Raw genomic sequence first — 17,063 nt, forward strand, 5'->3', positions numbered from 1 at the left:
TCTAATTTATATTGTAAGACAGCCTCTTCTTATATTTTATTTACTTCCCTTATTCAGGATAAGTAAGATTCTCATCAGTTAGACTTCCTAAAACTTCATTTTTGAATCGTTTTGCTTCCCAAAGAGCCATTGGTAAATCATGACTCATATAGTTACCACATTCAATTTTGTTTGTTCCAGGGATTTCGCCAGAGAAATCAGCCATGAAATCGAACATTTCCTGTGTCACTTTTATGATATCTTTTGAATCTAAGTCACCTTGGAAAATCAAATAGAATCCTGTACGACAGCCCATTGGTCCGAAATAGATTGTGCGATCTGCCCATTCCTTATGGTTTCTCAAAAAGGTAGCACCTAAATGTTCCATGGTATGCATTGCAGGAATATCCATTGCAGGTTCCATATTCGGTAGTTTGGTACGGATATCAAAACTTGTTAATGTTTCGGCACCAACTTTATCTTTTCGAGATACGTAAATTCCTCTTTTTAATTTATTGTGATCAACTGTAAAGCTTGCTATTTTTTCCATGTTCTCTTTTTTTATTTCTGATTTCCCAACTCATTTACCATCTCAGTCACCATTTTGGCTGAATTGACTGCGGCAATTTCAACAAATTCTTCGTACTGCATTGCATTCTCCTGTCCTGCAATATCCGAAATAGATCGGATAACCACAAATGGAATGTTGAACTGATAACAGGCTTGCGCGATTGCAGCACCTTCCATTTCAACAGCTTCGGCAGATGGAAACATTTCTTTTATTCTACTTGTAGCTTCCGGATTGTTCATAAATTGATCACCGGTAAGAATCGTAGCTTTTTTAGTATTTATATCGCTAAACTGATGAATTGTTTTATCCGCTAAAGCGATTAATTTATCATCAGCCTTAAAACTTTCTGGCATTCCTGGAACTTGTCCCATTTTGTAACCAAAAACAGTACAATCCATATCATGATGGATTAGCTCTTGTGAAATTACAATATCACCAACTTTTAAATCGCCAGGGAAACCGCCAGCAGCTCCAGTGTTAATAACATAGTCAGGCTGAAAAGTGTCAATTAATACAGCTGCTCCAATTGCTGCGTTTACTTTTCCAATTCCCGATTGAAGTAAAACGATTTCTACATCGTTCAAATTACCAGTATAAAAAACAAACGAACCTTTTTTTTGTTCATTTCTGTTGGACAATTGATCGCGAAGTTTAACAACCTCAACCTCCATTGCACCTATAATTCCTATTTTCATTTTTAAAGTATCAAGTAGTAAGTATCCAGTACAGCGTACAAAGATAATATTGCTATTTCAGAGCGCAAAGTTAAAAAACAATGCAATTGTAAGTGCATAATCCATAACAATATTGAATTATTTTGAAATCGGTTCGCTCATATTCTTAAATGTACAGGTTTCAATATTCTAATTTTTAATTAACTTCATGTGTTTAATAAGAAAAAGTTATAGAATGACCTTAAAACAATTAAATTATGCTTTAGCCTTAGGCCAATTGGGAAGTTATGGAAGGGTGGCCAAATCGATGGGGGTTTCGCAACCCGCTGTCAGTTTACAGATTCAAGCATTAGAAGTAGAGTTGGGCATCATTTTATTCGATCGTTCGAATAAGAAGGTCGAACCAACATTAAATGGTCTTGCTTTTCTCGAAAAAGCGCAGTCTCTTGTTACAGAATCAAAACATTTGGAGGCTTTTGCTTTACAATTATCCGAGGAAGTTCAAGGGGATATTTGCTTGGGTATTATTCCAACCTTATCTCCATTTTTAGTACCTCTTTTTGTAGGTGACTTAAATGAAAAATATCCTAAAATTAAACTGAAAGTTCAAGAAGCCATTACCGAAGATGTTTTGCGTGGAGTAAAGGACGGAACATATCATGCTGGTATTATTTCTACACCTATTGAGTCGAAAAGTAATCTGGAATTTACACCCTTGTTTTATGAACGTTTCTATTTGTACGTTTCAGAAAAACATGAATTGTATACACAAGATGAAATAGCAATTAGTGAATTGGATAATTCTGATGTTTGGTTGTTGAAAGAGGGGAATTGTTTTATGGATCAGGTAACTAATATCTGTAAGATGCATGCCAATCAAGGTGGTGATTTTATCTACGAAAGTAATAATATTGACGCTTTAAGACGAATTGTAGAATACAAAGGAGGAATAACTTTTTTACCCGAATTATCTACCTTAATGATTCCTTCGGAGCAGGAAGAGATGATTAAAGATATTAAGGGCAAGCAAAAAGTTCGAGAGGTAACAATGCTTTCTTTAAAAACAGAAGTAAGAAAGAATATTTTAAGTGTTATTAGTGAAGTTATCAGGGATAATGTTCCAAGTCAGATGCTTGGAAAAGAGAATAAAGAGATTGTGAAAACTAATTTTGTGGAGTAATGATTGCAAAAAATATAAAACCACCTTACTACGCTGTAATTTTTTCTTCGGAAAGAACCAAGAGCGATAATGATTATGAACAAATGGCTGATTCGATGATGGACTTAGCGAAAAGACAAGTCGGTTTTTTAGGAGTAGAATCAGCTAGAAGTGAATTGGGTATAACAGTATCTTATTGGGAGAGCATAGAAGCTATCAAGAATTGGCAGAAACATCCAGCTCATCAAATTGCACAAGAAAGAGGGAAGGCAGATTGGTATAAAAGTTATGCTGTCCGAATTTGTAAAGTGGAATCGGATTACTTTTTTGAGAAATAAGGAGAGTAATTACCCGTATGATAGTTTAAATCATTAGCACAGGAATAAATGAGCTTTGAATGAGCTAGAATATTTGTTAACTTCATTTCGCGATGAAACAGTGAATAATTCAAAGCCAAAATTTTATGAATAATATGATAGAAACAATAAGCGATCGAGATTTACTTGTGACCAAAACACCGATATTGAACGAAGGTTCACCAGAAGAAAAAAGAGCAGAACTACTTACTTATTTTAGAGCAACATGGGAGTTAGATGAGAGATTATATGACTGTTTGAATGGTCAGGAGGCTTTTCTGCATCGAGCAGATCCACTTCGTCATCCTTTAATTTTTTACATTGGTCATACGGCTACTTTCTATGTCAATAAATTATTGTTGGCAGGTTTAATTAGCGAGAGAATTAATCCCAAATTTGAATCGATATTTGCTGTTGGTGTTGACGAAATGTCCTGGGATGATTTGAATGAAGCACATTACGATTGGCCAACAATTCAAGAGACTAAAGAATATCGAGTTGAAGCCAAAAAGATGATCGAAAATTTGATTTTGGAGCTTCCACTTACCATTCCAATTAATTGGGAAAGTCAGTTCTGGGTGATTCTAATGGGAATTGAACATCAACGTATTCATATCGAAACCTCTTCGGTTTTAATTCGTCAGTTGCCTATTGATAAGGTGAAGGAAAACTCTCTCTTTCAAATTTGTGATGAATCTGGAAGTGCTCCTGAAAATGAACTGGTAAAAGTGGAATCAGGTATCGTGAAATTAGGTAAAGAACGCAGTGATGCCTTATATGGTTGGGATAATGAATTTGGTAATCTGAAATCAGATATTAAGGGCTTTTCATCTTCGAAGTTTTTGGTTTCGAATCAGGAGTATAAGACTTTTGTTGAGGCAGATGGGTATAAAACTCAAAAGTGGTGGACTGAAGAGGGCTGGAACTGGGTACAATACAAGGCTTGTGATCATCCTGTGTTTTGGGTGAAAAATGGTAAAGCTTGGAAACTAAGGTGTATGTTAGAAGAAATTGATATGCCCTGGAATTGGCCTGTTGAGGTTAATTACCTTGAGGCAAAAGCCTTTTGCAATTGGAAATCAGTCCAAACGGGGAAGAAATTAAGAATGCCAACCGAAGGAGAATATTACTTGTTACGTAATTCCTTAGACATACCTGATCAACCCTATTGGAAAAAAGCTCCGGGGAATATCAATTTAGAGCACTATGCTTCTTCCTGTCCTGTGGATAAATTTGAATTTAATGGTGTGTATGATGTGATTGGTAATGTGTGGCAGTGGACCGAAATGCCAATTTCGGCTCTCGATGGTTTTGAAATTCATCCATTTTACGATGATTTCTCAACGCCAACTTTTGATGCCAGACATAATTTGATAAAAGGTGGATCTTGGATTTCAACAGGAAATTTGGCTATAAAGGATTCGCGTTATGCTTTCCGTCGTCATTTTTTCCAACATGCAGGTTTTCGATATATCGAATCGGAAGAAGAGTTGGTCATAAAGGATGATTATTATGAGAGTGACGATTTGGTTTCACAATATTGTGAATTTCAGTATGGGCCAAGCTATTTTGAAGTTGAAAACTATTCCAAAGCTTGTTTGAGCTTGTTGGATAAGCATTTGACGAATTTGAACAAAGGAAATGCTCTCGACTTGGGTTGTGCAACAGGAAGAACGACATTGGAGTTAGCAAAGACTTTTGATAAGGTGACGGGACTAGATTTTTCGGCTCGGTTCATTCGTATTGGTACTCAGTTGAAAGAAACAGGAAAACTAAATTACATCCGACAAGAAGAAGGTAAATTATCAACTTACCAAGAATTAAAACTGAGCGATTACGATTTAGACGCTTCTCGCGATAAGGTTTCTTTTTACCAAGCAGACGCATGCAATTTAAAGTCGATTTTCACCAATTACGATCTTATATTTGCTGGGAATTTAATTGACCGATTATATGATCCACTTAAATTTTTGCAAGAAATTTCTACTCGATTAAATGAAAATGGAATTTTGGTTCTTACTTCTCCTTACACTTGGTTAGAGGAATTTACCGAGGCAGATAAGTGGGTTGGTGGTTATCGAAAAGATGGAGAACCTTTTACAACATTAGACGGTTTGAAGGAGATTTTAGATGAAAAATTCGAACTGATCGATGAACCTAAAGATGTTCCTTTTGTTATTCGGGAAACAGCTCGGAAATATCAACATACCATTGCGCAAATGACCATTTGGAGGAAGAAATAAGAAATTGTTTTGAAATTGAAAAAAGGAATATTCAAATGTGATTGTTCCTTTTTTTTAGATTGGCTGATTTTATTATTTACTTCTCTATTTTGCTAAAATATTTGAAGTATCACTAAAGAATTTGCACTAAAAACAAAGAAAGTACTAGAATTGTAGGTGTTTAATAGTAATACTTTTAAATTTGTACTCTGAAATCCTCTCAAGCAAAATATGACAAGTATAAAATATATAGAACGAATAAGTGGTGAAATTGTTGACGAATTGGTTCCAGGTGAAGGAATTTTAAAATGGTTGTACAGCTCGGTATTAGGAAAGGCTTCTCTTCATTTATTAGTTAAAAGGAAAATTGTTTCAGTTGTTGGAGGTTGGTTTATGAATAGCCGATTATCTAAACCTCAAATAGATAAGTTTATAGAAAAGAATCAAATTGACCTGTCTCTTTATAACATTTCGGATAGTAATGCATTTAAGAACTTTAATGAGTTTTTCTATCGTAAAATCCGAATGGATAAAAGGCCTATTGCCGATGGTGTGGTATCTCCAGCAGATGGAAAAGCAATAGCATTTCAGTCTATTAAGGACATTCCATCCTTCTTTCTAAAAGGATCTCAGTTTACAGTTCAAAGTTTCTTAGATAATGAATTGTTATCAGAAAAATATGCTGATGGATCTATGTTAATTGTGCGTTTAGCACCAGCAGATTATCATCGCTTCCATTTTCCTGCTAGTGGGTTGATATCTGAATCTAAAGAAATTAAAGGGAGATATTTTTCTGTTTCTCCAATGGCTTTAAGGGAAAGTTTGGAGATATTCTGTCGTAATTTAAGAGTGTACAGCACACTTAAAACAGAAGATTATGGAGATGTTTTAATATCAGAAGTTGGGGCAACTATGGTTGGGAGTATCATTCAGACATATACTAACAATTCTGAGGTTAAGAGTGGTGATGAAAAAGGTTACTTTGCTTTTGGAGGTTCTACTGTCGTTCTCTTTTTTGAAAAGAACAAGATGAAATTTTCGGATGATTTAATAAAAAATACAAAAGGAGGATTCGAGACTGCAGTCCAAATGGGTGAAAGTATTGGGAATAAGTTCATTGAATAGCGAACCAAAACTTATGATATAAAAGGGACAATTGATTAAAATCAATTGTCCCTTTCTCGTATGTGATGTTTTAATTATTTGAATTTAATTTTATCAGGATAGGAAAATTTGTTTTTTAATACTGTTTTTTTGTTTCTACAGGTAAAAAAGGATATATTTGCATCAGATTGAGCATCTAAACATTTTTTCTTGGTGATATTCCATGCTATGGAAGATTTCGGAAATCACCTCAGCTCATCATAGATCTACTCTGTGTACCATAGCTTCATCATTAAATACAAATGATTTATGAAGCTATTCGAGAACAATAATTTAAAGTATTTATGCTTGTTTGCCATCAATCTAAAGCCAATAGTTTTAGCAGTTTGTTCTTATGTCCATTTATTTCGATTAGGTAGTTTAATTTCAATCTTTCTTTACATTTTCCAATAATTGAACCATGAATATCAAACTTAAAGCCATTTTACTATTATTAATCGGAACCCTGTTTTGGGGTATGACATTTGTTTTTATTAAGGATGCTGTATCCCTAATGAGTGTGGCTAGTTTTCTTGGTTACCGCTTTCTTTTAGCAAGTATTGTACTGATATTAATTTTCATAAAACGCTTGCGAAAATTCGATCGAAATACATTTAAATTTGGTGCTTTATTGTCTGTGCCTTTATTGTTTAGTTTTCTTGCTCAGACAATTGGCTTGCAATATACAAGCGCATCAATGGGAGGATTCATAACTGGATTGTCGGTGGTTTTTGTACCAATTATCCTATCGGTCATGCAACGAAGATTGCCTAGCCTTTCTGTTTTCATTGCTGTAGTTTTGGCTACTCTCGGATTAAGTTTCCTAACATTAGGAAGTAGTATTGCTTTTAATATCGGTGATGTATGGGTATTTCTATCCGCAATTCTTTTTGCCATTTACATTATTATGGTTGGAAAGTATAGTAAACAGAGTGATGGTGTCTTACTTTCTATTACTCAGTTTTTTATGGTTGGTGTGGTTTGTATCGTTTATGCAGCAATTAAAGGAGAACTGTATTTCCCAACTCAGTACAAGCTGTGGCAGGCTATCCTATTTACTGCTTTATTTGCTACTGCATACATGTATACCGTTCAAAACTACTATCAGAAGTATATCTCAGAAATTACAACCTCAATTATTTTTTCATTTGAACCTTTGTTTGCTGCAATTACAGCATTTTTCTATTTGAACGAGGCCTTAACCGAAAAAACAATTATTGGAGGTTTGTTGATTTTTGGAGGTGTTTTGTTTGCCGAAATAAAAATAGAATTTATCCATTTAACGATAAAGAAAAGCTTGGGGATGGTTAAGGAAATGATTGGTTTTGAGAATTAAGTTTGTGATTTTTTTAAGACTTTAAGTATTTCATAACAATAGATATAGAAAGGGACAATTGATTTAGATCAATTGTCCCTTTATGTTGTGCTCAATCAGTGAAAAAAGTAAAAAACAGTCTTTTATTTTGTGAGATTATCTTTTTCTGATCAATCTAATTTTATCAATTCTTACACTATTTACATCTCCATTCATATTGTTATTGAACTCTTCAAAACTTATTTTGAAGAGGTTGTGTCGGTTTTTTAGATCAATAGCAATAGGGTTGGAGTATCCATATTCAGTCCAATTACGATCACCACGCTGTGGAAAAACGATGCTTCCAGAATAGGTATTGTTAACCCAAAAACTGCGTATAGCACATTTGTTATCGGTGTTTATTGGACCACTGCCGTTGGCATATAAAAAGTCAATGAAATATTTTCCTTTTCGTGGAATTCTAATCTTAAAATAAAATTCTCTGTTTTTCTGTTTGCTGAGGACAACATATGATGTTTTGGAATTAAAATCAAAATCCTCTGCTTCAACTAGTCTTTCGTATTCAGAATTGTAAACATAGATAGGTTCACTTAAAAAGGATAAATTACCTAAACTGTCCGATGTTTGAACTTGAAATTCGATAGGTTCCTTATTGTTGACCTCCGACATATAATTGTCTCTAGTTTCCAATAAAAGTTCACCGTTTTGATAAACATGATAATGGTCTGCACTTTCTTTTTTGTGCCAAGATAAAGTATTTTCATTGAATCTAAGCGTAGTTGTCTCTGGGGCTTCAAGATCATTCACAAGCTTGATTTTTGAATCTTGAGGAGCTTTATTATTCATTTTAATTTCAATCTTATGTCTGCCTGTCATTTCTTTTGGAACAATAGCATGACGGTAGTACTTTTCATCAAGAGAATAAGATTCAATTTGATCTCCAAAGCCGTAAATGTCAATATCAAGGATTGCATTTTGGTACCGAAGACCTTTGATACTTTGTTTTCCCTTGTATTCGCGAGGAATAAAAGGTCTAAACTCCAAATGGTCTGCAGTATAATTGATCCCTATAAGGCTTCTGTAAAATGTAGAGAGTGAACCTGCAACACTCCATAATTGTCTGTCAGAATTAATTTCAGTGCCATTAAAATCACCATTCGATATTAAGTAGTTTTCTTTATTCGTTAGAAATAGAGAAGTAGATCGTAACATGTTGGCGATTCCCCATTTAAAGCTAGTCATGTTGCCAACCTTGGTCGAGGCCCAATTCCAATATGCTTGCACAAATGGCCATATCGCCTTGTTGTGATAAGCAGGGATATTTGGAATTTGTGGATGAAAGCAAGGAATACCATATTTCGTGATTGGAGTGTTCGAAACAATATCTTTTTGTCTTTTCTCATCAGCAACATCCCAAATGATACTTAAGGCTTCCCCTAAACTTTCTGATCTTTCCGATAGCATATGATTTTTTCGGCCATATAAAAACTGGCCATAGTACTTTTGTTTTGGTAGCCAAAGTTTATCATTTATGCTTGCTTTTAAGGCATGGGAGATATCTTGATATTTTTGAACATCTTTATTTAAAATAGTACCCATTTTTATTAGCACATTTAAGCTTTGATAATGCACAGTTTGAGTTCCTAAGCTGTAGGAGTTGTATATGTCTACTGGTTCCATCCAATCTGGATAGGATTGTTCTCTCCAGTCCAAAAAGGATGATTCTCCTTTAAACAATCGCTTCTGGTAATCCCAAACTACATTTAAATCATCTTCTGTTGAATTTTTAATAATGAAATAGACTTTACGAAGCCAATCAAGATCTCCTGTTGATTTGTATATTTCCCAAGCAGCAGTCGACCATATCATTCTATCAGAACTAATAGGCCAGGAACCTCCTGTACCTGTGTCTTGAATTATTTTGCCATCCTTAACTTTTTGCATTAAACTATGCATTGAAATTTCGGGGTTTGTAATGGCTAAAGCAAGAATTACGCTATAACTGATATCCCGAGTCCAAACGCCTTTCCATTTTTCTCCGGTATCAAATGTAGAATCCGGAGCTATGTTTTTTTCAATTTCTTCAAGCGATAATTGGTAAATGGCGTTCAGTAAAACTTGGTTAGACTTATAGCTTGGATATCTATCTAGTTTTTTTTCAAGTTTCCACTCCATTTTATTCAAGCCAGGATAATTAGAGCTAATGTGATCAGCAGAGTAGGCTATGGCGATGTGTTCTCCTTGTTCAACTCTATTGGGGTAAACTTTAAAATCATCCGATTGGTAAATGATGTTATCATTAGGATTGCAAGCAATTAGCAGAAGAACTAAAAATAGTATTGTGAAGGCAATGGGAATGCATTTCTTCATATGTTGATTTTTTGATTTACATGTTAAAAGTAACAAAATCAATAAAAACAAAAAGGAATTATGAAAAAGAATCCCGATAGGACATTACTTATGAAATCAAAATAGGGGCATGTCTTGTTTGGCTTAATTTTATTTTGAAAAGTGTCGATTTGAATAAAAAAAAAGCGGCCGAAGCCGCTTTTTTGAACATTGTGTTTAGTTGTATGTAGTTAGTTAAATTGTATTATTCGAAATTTATAAAAAAAATATGTTAATGAAAACTTTTGAAACATATTAATTTATGAAATGATTATTTTGCCGCTGATGTTACAAGTTTACCTTCTTCCATGATTACAGCATAAGAGTATCCAGCTCCAAAATCTTTATTTAAAGTGATCTTACCTGTAAGTTCAACAATTTCCCCAACGCTGGTTACATCCATACTTGTAATGGTTAAATCATAATTTCCTTCAAAATCAGATCCATCTTGAATGTGAATCCAATTTTTCCCCATAATGCTTTTGTTGAATTTAGCTACTTTACCATAGACTGTGATTTCTTTTCCAGATAATTCTTTTTGATTCTTATAAACATCAGCTATGCTAGTAATACCTTCTTTTTTATCAAGCTGAACTTCGATTTTTTTGTTTATTTGTTTCTGCATTTGAGCGGCAGGTTTCGCTTTCGGTTTGCTTATAGCAGTAGGGGTTTCAGAGATAGAATTTAGAAAATAGATTTGAGGAAAATCGCGATTTAATTCCTTACTATGAAAGTCTCTCATTTCTAGAGCCCCTTGATAATAATAAGCTTTGTTTAATTCGATATTTGTTTGACCCACAGCTAGCCAAAGGCCATTTTCACCATTGATATAAGTGTAACCACCGGCGTTAAAAGTTTCTTTTACAACTATTTTACTTACGCCCATGGGCAGTAATTCTTCTTTTGTTGATTTTTTATCTTGACAAGATATAATGCTTAGGGCTAGGCCAAGAATTAGAAATAATATTGACTTCTTCATTAGTTATATGTTTTAGTGTATATTCTTAAAGATATAAGAAATCACATAAAAAATAAGTTAATAATCGTTTAGATATTTAGAATCATTAAAAAATAGTCGTTAAAAAGTTGTTAAAGCTTTGTTGGAAGGCTCTAAATAAGCGATATTATTACTTAATTTCATGATGGAAAAGAGATGAGTTTCTTTAGCTTTACAATAATCATATTGTAAATAAAAAGAGATCTTTTAGTCTTAAAAGGTCCTGTTTATAGTGAAGTTTGCTGTTTGTTAATGCTTATTTAGTGATTCTAAATAAATGTGGTTTCCAGAAATTATTATTTCTGCTACTACCTCTTTTTAATATTGAATATGTTAATAAATAAATCTTGTTTTTATTTAGACCTGAAATAGATTTAAGTTCAAGTGCTATGTTCATTTCAATACCAATGGAATAGCCCGTATCTTTAAGTGATTAGAATATTTTTAAACTATAGAATAAAGCTGATTTAGAATGAAAAAACAAATCGTAATACTAGCCTTAATATGTATTGGCACCCTTTCTTTTGCTCAGAATAACGCACAATGGAGAGGTGACAATAGAGATGGAATTTACCAAGAATCAGGATTATTAAATGAGTGGCCAACCGAAGGCCCTAAACTCTTATGGCATTTTGACGCTCTTGGTGCTGGGCATGCATCTGCTGCTGTTACTGAATCGGCAGTATACACTGCAGGCACTGAAGCTGAGAATGGTTATGTTATTGCATTGGATCACTCTGGTAAAACCCTTTGGAAGCAAATTTATGGAAAAGAGTGGATGGATTCTTATGATGGAGTTAGAACTACGCCGATGATTTATGAAGGAATGTTGTATGTAATGAGCGGTTTTGGGAAAGTTGTTGCCATGAATGCACAGGACGGATCAATTGTCTGGACAAAAGATATTTTAGCAGATTATGGTGGTGAAAATATTCGTTGGGGAGTAACAGAAAACCTAGTGGTTGAAGGGGATAAGTTATTTTGTACTCCTGGAGGAGAGCAAGTAAGTATGGTAGCCTTAGATCGAAAAACAGGAACCGAAATTTGGAAAGCAAAACCAAATGGTGAAAACTCAGCTTATTGTTCTCCTGCGATTGTAAAATTGGCAAATCGTAATTTATTAGTTACACATACAAACAGTTCAATCATTGGAGTAGACACAGAATCGGGTGAAGTTTTGTGGACAGTGTCGCACCCGAATAAATATTCGATACATCCAAATACTCCTTATTATAAAGATGGGTATTTGTATTGTGTAAGTGGATATGGTAAAGGTGGTGTAATGATTGAGCTTTCTGATGATGGTTCAAATGCAAAGGAAGTTTGGAAAGATGAATCAATGGATAACCAAATGGGAGGATTCGTTGTTTTAGACGGGAAAATATATGGTTCAGGACATAACAACCGTGAATGGTTTTGTTTGGATTGGAAAACAGGGGAAGTTTTGCATTCTGCAAAAGTGCTAAGTAAGGGAAATGTGGTGTCCGCTGATGGAAAACTATATTGTTACGGAGAAAGTGGAGAAGTAGCATTAGTTGATGTAAGTGCTGGAGCATTTAAGAAAGTAAGCTCATTCAGAGTTCCTTTTGGAGATAAGCAACACTGGGCTCATTTAGTGATCCATAAGAACAGAATGTATGTTCGTCATGGTAATGCATTTATGGTTTATTCGATTTAATACAATTAACATTTCAATCTCTAATTACTTATGAACCGACTTTTAATTGTCTGTATTGCTTTCATAAGCATATTGACTCAATGTAATTCCCCAAAGCAAAAAAGTGAATGGCGTGGGCCAAATCGAACAGGTGTTTATAACGAAACAGGTTTGTTGAAAGAATGGCCGGAAAAAGGACCTGAGATGTTATGGTCTTTAGTTGATATTCCTAAAGGATATTCTTCAGTAGCTGTGGTGAATGAAACGGTTTATTTAACAGGAATAAAAGATTCAATGGATGTATTGATGGCTGTTGATATGAAAGGTCAGCTGAAATGGCAAGTGCCTTATGGTCGTCGTTGGGATAATACTTTCCCAGATAGTCGTTGCACACCTACCATTGAAGATAATCGTATTTATCTTTCAAGTGGGAAAGGTGATTTAGCTTGTGTGAATGCACTAAGTGGAGAAATCAACTGGCAGGTAAAAGCAAGTGAAAAGTTTGAAGGCGAATTTGGAACTTGGGGAATATCAGAATCTCTTCTTTTGTGGAATGATTTGGTGTATTATACGCCTTGTGGACCTAAAACAACTATGATTGCCTTAAATAAAATGACAGGCGATGTTGTTTGGCAATCAAAAAGCTTGAATGATAAACCTGGATATGTTTCGCCTTTGTTAATTAATAGAAATGGAAAAGAACAAATTGTTACTGTTACCGAAAATAATGCCATAGGAGTTGATCCATCAAATGGGAATATTGATTGGCAGTTTGACTATGGATCATATGCTGCAGGTGAATGGAAAGCCAATATTCAGACCAATACACCACTTTATCACGAAGGGAAAATATTTGTAACCAATGGTTACGATCATAAATCTGTAATGCTCGACTTGAGTGAAGATGCTTCAACGGTAAAACTGGCCTATGTTGATTCTTTATTGGACGTTCATCATGGTGGTGCTGTTCGTTTAGGCGATTACGTATATGGAGCCAATTGGGAGCATAACAGAATGGGTAAGTGGATTTGCCTTGAGTGGGAAACCGGTAAGCCGATGTACGAGACAGAGTGGGAGAATAAAGGTTCTATTATCTCAGCTGAAGGGATGTTGTATTGTTACGACGAAAAAGGTGGAAATATCGCATTGGCAAAAGCAAGCCCCAAAGGATTTGAAGTGATAAGCACTTTTAAAGTACCTCTTGGGAAAGGGCCACACTGGTCACATTTGGTGATTAAAGATGGCGTTTTGTATGTGCGTCATGCAAAAGCTTTAATGGCTTATTCAATTAAAGACTAATCAAATTTATAGTTCTGAAAAGGCAATTTTTAAAGGACAGATTTATTTAAGTATATGTTACTGAAAAGAAGAGATAAAGGATTTATAAGCTTAGCTATAATTATTGCACTTGTTCTTTTTGTGTACTGGCTTGCCTACAATCCAGTTAAAAATATCCATGCTAGTATTCCTGGTATGGACAATCGTCCAAAACAATCCGCATCGTCGGAACGAGTGTTAATTGGTGAAGGCTTTGATTTTTATATTGAACACTCTTCAGAATTGAAAGGTAAGTGGACACAGTTTAGAGGAGCTGATTTTGATAATGTGTCTAAAGAAACAGTCAAGCTAGTTGATAAAATTGGACCAGAACCTAAAATTATGTGGCAACATGATCTGGGTGAAGGACACGCTGCACCGGTTGTTTATAATGGTAAGGTATATATTCTCGATTACGATGAGGTGAAAAAAGCAGATGCACTTCGATGCTTCTCTTTGGAAAGTGGCGAAGAAATCTGGAAACGTTCCTACAAGGTGCATGTAAAAAGGAATCATGGTATGTCACGAACCGTTCCTGCTATCAACGATAAATACCTTGTGAGCATGGGGCCTCGTTGTCATGTGATGTGTGTTCATCCTGAGTCGGGTGATTTCTTGTGGGGGCTCGATTTGGTGAAAGATTATAACTCAGAAGTCCCATTTTGGTACACAGGACAATGTCCGGTAATCGATAATAATGTGGCCATAATTGCTCCTGGAGGTAAAGCTCTGATGATTGGAGTTGATTGTGAAACAGGAAAAATTTTATGGGAAACGCCAAATCCGGATGGCTGGAAAATGTCACATTCGTCTATTATGCCAATGGTTTTGGATGGTAATAAAATGTGGGTTTATGCTGCTGTTGGTGGAATTTGTGGTGTTTCGGCTGAAGGTGATGATCTAGGTCAGATTCTATGGAAAACGAAAGATTTTTCACCATCTGTTGTAGCTCCATCACCATTAATATTTGATAATGGCAAGATGTTTATGACTGCTGGCTATGGTGCAGGTGCTGCTCTTACTACAAGTTAAAAAAGAAGGTGCTAAATATGCTGTAAGTACACTTCAAAAATTCAAACCGAAAGATGGAGTGGCTTCAGAGCAACAAACTCCTGTTGTATATAAAAATAGGATGTTTTCTATATTGCCTAAAGATGCAGGCGGAATGAGAAACCGATTTGTTTGTAGTGATCCTAACGATTGTACTAAGATATTGTGGACAAGTGGTACTAGCGACCGTTTTGGATTGGGACCCTATTTATTAGCTGATGGTAAATTCTTCATACTGAAAGATGACGGACTGCTTAGCATTGTTAAAGCTAGTACCGAAAGATTTGAATTATTGGACAAAACCAAAGTCTTGGATGGGCATGATGCCTGGGGACCTTTGGTGATAACTGATGGCCGATTATTGATGCGAGACTCAAAGCATATGCTTTGTATTGATGTTAGAGCAAATTAAACTGACCTACAAATGAAAAATAAATTGATATTATGGCTTTTAGTAGTTCTACTTCTCGTAGTTGTCGGCTTTATGGCGAAAGATCTATTTGTGAGTAAGAACACAACAAAAGAAAATGTTTATGAATACGATTTGAAAGAGCTTAGAAAGGTTGATCCTTCAAAAATCAGTCATGAAGAGGTGAAACAAATCAAAATTCAAGCTAAAGAACTTCATGGTATTGCGATTGATTCTAAAGATCAGATTTATGTGAGCACGGATGAAGCCATACTTATTTTGAATGCAAAAGGAGAAAAGATCAATTCTCTAAAAGTAAGAGGTGAAGCTCGATGTTTAACGATTGCTGAAAATGGTAATGTTCTGGTAGGGATGAGAAACCGAGTGGATATTAGAAAACCAGATGGAAGTCTGCGTAACAGTTTTTTAATTCCTGGAGAGAAAGCATTCATCACTTCTTTGGCAATTGATGGAGAAAATATATATGTAGCCGATGCAGGACAAAAAATTGTTCATCATTACAATATTGACGGTAAGAAGATTAAGGAAATTGGTGGGAAAAATACCGAAGCGGGAATCAAGGGATTTGTTATTCCTAGTCCGTTCTTTGATTTGCTAATGGGACGACAAGGCGAACTTTGGGTTGTTAATCCTGGAAGACATGCTTTCGAAGCTTATAATTCTAAAGGAGACCAAATCTCTTCTTGGGAACGAACCTCTATGAGTATTGAAGGATTTAGTGGATGTTGTAATCCCGCCAATATAGCAATACTTTCCGATGGCTCTTTTGTTACTGTTGAGAAAGGATTAGAGCGAGTGAAAATTCATTTGCCATCAGGTGATGTAAAATCGGTTGTTGCTGCTCCTGAATTGTTCGAAGCAGGAACAATTGGTATCGATTTGGCAGTAGATTCTGAAGACCGAATTTATGTATTGGATCCGGTAAAGAGTATGATAAGAATATTTGAAGCAAAATAGAATGGACAGAAGAGATTTTTTAAGAAACGGAGCTAGAACGCTAATTGTTGCAGGATTAGGAATTATGAGTGGCGTTTTTGTTTACCGAAATTACACGACTGAAGAGACATGTACTTTTAAGAATATGTGCAAGGATTGCAATAGTCTGGAGAAATGTACATTACCTGAAGGTGTGAAATATAAAAAGTCAAAATAGACCTGACAGCATTTGAAAAACCTGTAAGAGCCTTATTGTATAAGGAACTTACATCATTTTTGCTACTTGATTTAGATTAGAAGATGAAAAAGGACAGAAGAGATTTTATTAATACGTGCTTTCGATTTGCAGCGGGCGCAAGTCTAGTTGGAGTTACTGGTGTTTTGGCTCATAAAACGGTGTCGGGAAATACGCTTTGGCAGATTGATACGACAAAATGTACTCAGTGTGGGCGTTGTGCTACTTCTTGTGTAGTGACTCCATCTGCGGTGAAGTGTATTCATGTATACGATATGTGTGGCTACTGTGATTTATGTGGTGGTTATTTGCGCCCAAACGTAAAGAATATTACTACGGGAGCCGAAAACCAACTTTGCCCAACTGGCGCAATTAAAAGAAAATATATCGAAGATCCTTTTTTCGAATATGAAATAATTGAAGACCTATGTATTGGCTGTGGTAAATGTGTGAAAGGTTGTGGAGCTTTTGGAAATGGATCGCTTCAGTTGCAAGTAAGTCACGATTTATGTGTGAATTGTAATCAATGTGCCATTGCTCGTGATTGCCCTTCTGATGCATTTTCGCGTGTACCAGCTGATGAGCCCTATAAGTTTTCAGGCTTTAAAACAAATAAAAAAATATAATCGATTAC

Annotated in this window: 16 protein-coding genes; 12 read left to right on the plus strand and 4 right to left on the minus strand. The window is 35.2% G+C overall.

Annotated features, from left to right (window positions below):
- Window positions 1-49: 49 nt before the first annotated feature.
- Together L3049_RS00425 and mtnN are read right to left on the minus strand one after the other, a co-directional pair.
- Window positions 50-529 carry an S-ribosylhomocysteine lyase gene (locus tag L3049_RS00425; protein ID WP_275107793.1) on the minus strand — a complete coding sequence of 160 codons (480 nt, stop codon included), beginning with the start codon at window positions 527-529 and terminating at the stop codon, window positions 50-52.
- An 11-nt stretch (window positions 530-540) separates the two neighbouring features.
- Entirely contained in the window at window positions 541-1,245 is a 705-nt protein-coding gene (gene mtnN, locus L3049_RS00430; protein ID WP_275107794.1) for a 5'-methylthioadenosine/S-adenosylhomocysteine nucleosidase, read from the minus strand.
- A 214-nt stretch (window positions 1,246-1,459) separates the two neighbouring features.
- Between mtnN and L3049_RS00435 the strand changes: the two genes are divergently transcribed.
- The 5 genes from L3049_RS00435 to L3049_RS00455 all read left to right on the plus strand — a co-directional run bounded on the left by L3049_RS00435 (window position 1,460) and on the right by L3049_RS00455 (window position 7,440).
- Window positions 1,460-2,404 (plus strand): hydrogen peroxide-inducible genes activator, encoded by a 945-nt coding sequence (locus L3049_RS00435; protein WP_275107795.1) that lies wholly within the window; start codon window positions 1,460-1,462, stop codon window positions 2,402-2,404.
- Window positions 2,404-2,721: an antibiotic biosynthesis monooxygenase family protein gene (locus L3049_RS00440; RefSeq protein ID WP_275107796.1), complete on the plus strand. Its 318-nt coding sequence runs from the start codon at window positions 2,404-2,406 to the stop codon at window positions 2,719-2,721. Before L3049_RS00435 ends, L3049_RS00440 begins: the two co-directional genes overlap by 1 nt.
- 125 nt (window positions 2,722-2,846) lie before the next feature.
- Complete coding sequence (ovoA, locus tag L3049_RS00445) at window positions 2,847-4,982, plus strand: 5-histidylcysteine sulfoxide synthase (protein WP_275107797.1); 2,136 nt, start codon at window positions 2,847-2,849, stop codon at window positions 4,980-4,982.
- A gap of 210 nt (window positions 4,983-5,192) precedes the next feature.
- Entirely contained in the window at window positions 5,193-6,086 is an 894-nt protein-coding gene (locus L3049_RS00450; RefSeq protein WP_275107798.1) for a phosphatidylserine decarboxylase, read from the plus strand.
- A gap of 439 nt (window positions 6,087-6,525) precedes the next feature.
- Complete coding sequence (locus tag L3049_RS00455; protein WP_275107799.1) at window positions 6,526-7,440, plus strand: DMT family transporter; 915 nt, start codon at window positions 6,526-6,528, stop codon at window positions 7,438-7,440.
- A 135-nt stretch (window positions 7,441-7,575) separates the two neighbouring features.
- Here the strand turns inward: L3049_RS00455 and L3049_RS00460 are convergent, their stop codons facing one another.
- Together L3049_RS00460 and L3049_RS00465 are read right to left on the minus strand one after the other, a co-directional pair.
- Window positions 7,576-9,789, minus strand: a complete 2,214-nt coding sequence (locus L3049_RS00460; protein WP_275107800.1) for an alpha-L-rhamnosidase-related protein — start codon at window positions 9,787-9,789, stop codon at window positions 7,576-7,578.
- Window positions 9,790-10,078: 289 nt separating this feature from the next.
- Entirely contained in the window at window positions 10,079-10,786 is a 708-nt protein-coding gene (locus L3049_RS00465) for a hypothetical protein (RefSeq protein ID WP_275107801.1), read from the minus strand.
- 490 nt (window positions 10,787-11,276) lie between these two features.
- Between L3049_RS00465 and L3049_RS00470 the strand changes: the two genes are divergently transcribed.
- From L3049_RS00470 to L3049_RS00500, 7 genes are all read left to right on the plus strand, one after another.
- Window positions 11,277-12,482, plus strand: a complete 1,206-nt coding sequence (locus L3049_RS00470; RefSeq protein WP_275107802.1) for an outer membrane protein assembly factor BamB family protein — start codon at window positions 11,277-11,279, stop codon at window positions 12,480-12,482.
- Between the two features lie 30 nt (window positions 12,483-12,512).
- A complete protein-coding gene (locus L3049_RS00475) occupies window positions 12,513-13,760 on the plus strand; it encodes an outer membrane protein assembly factor BamB family protein (protein ID WP_275107803.1) in 1,248 nt (415 codons plus the stop codon).
- 54 nt (window positions 13,761-13,814) lie between these two features.
- Window positions 13,815-14,810, plus strand: a complete 996-nt coding sequence (locus tag L3049_RS00480; protein WP_275107804.1) for an outer membrane protein assembly factor BamB family protein — start codon at window positions 13,815-13,817, stop codon at window positions 14,808-14,810.
- Window positions 14,779-15,240, plus strand: coding sequence for a hypothetical protein (locus tag L3049_RS00485; RefSeq protein WP_275107805.1), 462 nt, complete (start codon window positions 14,779-14,781; stop codon window positions 15,238-15,240). The genes L3049_RS00480 and L3049_RS00485 overlap by 32 nt, the downstream gene beginning before the upstream one ends.
- Window positions 15,241-15,252: 12 nt before the next feature.
- Window positions 15,253-16,215 (plus strand): NHL repeat-containing protein, encoded by a 963-nt coding sequence (locus L3049_RS00490; RefSeq protein ID WP_275107806.1) that lies wholly within the window; start codon window positions 15,253-15,255, stop codon window positions 16,213-16,215.
- A 1-nt stretch (window position 16,216) separates the two neighbouring features.
- Complete coding sequence (locus tag L3049_RS00495; RefSeq protein WP_275107807.1) at window positions 16,217-16,411, plus strand: hypothetical protein; 195 nt, start codon at window positions 16,217-16,219, stop codon at window positions 16,409-16,411.
- An 83-nt stretch (window positions 16,412-16,494) separates the two neighbouring features.
- On the plus strand, window positions 16,495-17,055 hold the full coding sequence (locus tag L3049_RS00500) for a 4Fe-4S dicluster domain-containing protein (RefSeq protein ID WP_275107808.1): 561 nt from the start codon (window positions 16,495-16,497) through the stop codon (window positions 17,053-17,055).
- Window positions 17,056-17,063: the final 8 nt, after the last annotated feature.

Source organism: Labilibaculum sp. DW002, from assembly GCF_029029525.1.
GTDB lineage: Bacteria > Bacteroidota > Bacteroidia > Bacteroidales > Marinifilaceae > Paralabilibaculum > Paralabilibaculum antarcticum.

Bases quoted from the DNA above. Each gene is read 5' to 3' on its own strand.
- mtnN (WP_275107794.1), bottom strand. From the start codon at position 1,245: ATGAAAATAGGAATTATAGGTGCAATGGAGGTTGAGGTTGTTAAACTT.
- L3049_RS00460 (WP_275107800.1), bottom strand. From the start codon at position 9,789: ATGAAGAAATGCATTCCCATTGCCTTCACAATACTATTTTTAGTTCTT.
- L3049_RS00465 (WP_275107801.1), bottom strand. From the start codon at position 10,786: ATGAAGAAGTCAATATTATTTCTAATTCTTGGCCTAGCCCTAAGCATT.
- L3049_RS00500 (WP_275107808.1), top strand. From the start codon at position 16,495: ATGAAAAAGGACAGAAGAGATTTTATTAATACGTGCTTTCGATTTGCA.
- L3049_RS00495 (WP_275107807.1), top strand. From the start codon at position 16,217: ATGGACAGAAGAGATTTTTTAAGAAACGGAGCTAGAACGCTAATTGTT.
- L3049_RS00485 (WP_275107805.1), top strand. From the start codon at position 14,779: ATGGTGCAGGTGCTGCTCTTACTACAAGTTAAAAAAGAAGGTGCTAAA.
- L3049_RS00440 (WP_275107796.1), top strand. From the start codon at position 2,404: ATGATTGCAAAAAATATAAAACCACCTTACTACGCTGTAATTTTTTCT.
- L3049_RS00475 (WP_275107803.1), top strand. From the start codon at position 12,513: ATGAACCGACTTTTAATTGTCTGTATTGCTTTCATAAGCATATTGACT.
- ovoA (WP_275107797.1), top strand. From the start codon at position 2,847: ATGAATAATATGATAGAAACAATAAGCGATCGAGATTTACTTGTGACC.
- L3049_RS00435 (WP_275107795.1), top strand. From the start codon at position 1,460: ATGACCTTAAAACAATTAAATTATGCTTTAGCCTTAGGCCAATTGGGA.
- L3049_RS00455 (WP_275107799.1), top strand. From the start codon at position 6,526: ATGAATATCAAACTTAAAGCCATTTTACTATTATTAATCGGAACCCTG.
- L3049_RS00470 (WP_275107802.1), top strand. From the start codon at position 11,277: ATGAAAAAACAAATCGTAATACTAGCCTTAATATGTATTGGCACCCTT.
- L3049_RS00450 (WP_275107798.1), top strand. From the start codon at position 5,193: ATGACAAGTATAAAATATATAGAACGAATAAGTGGTGAAATTGTTGAC.
- L3049_RS00480 (WP_275107804.1), top strand. From the start codon at position 13,815: ATGTTACTGAAAAGAAGAGATAAAGGATTTATAAGCTTAGCTATAATT.
- L3049_RS00490 (WP_275107806.1), top strand. From the start codon at position 15,253: ATGAAAAATAAATTGATATTATGGCTTTTAGTAGTTCTACTTCTCGTA.
- L3049_RS00425 (WP_275107793.1), bottom strand. From the start codon at position 529: ATGGAAAAAATAGCAAGCTTTACAGTTGATCACAATAAATTAAAAAGA.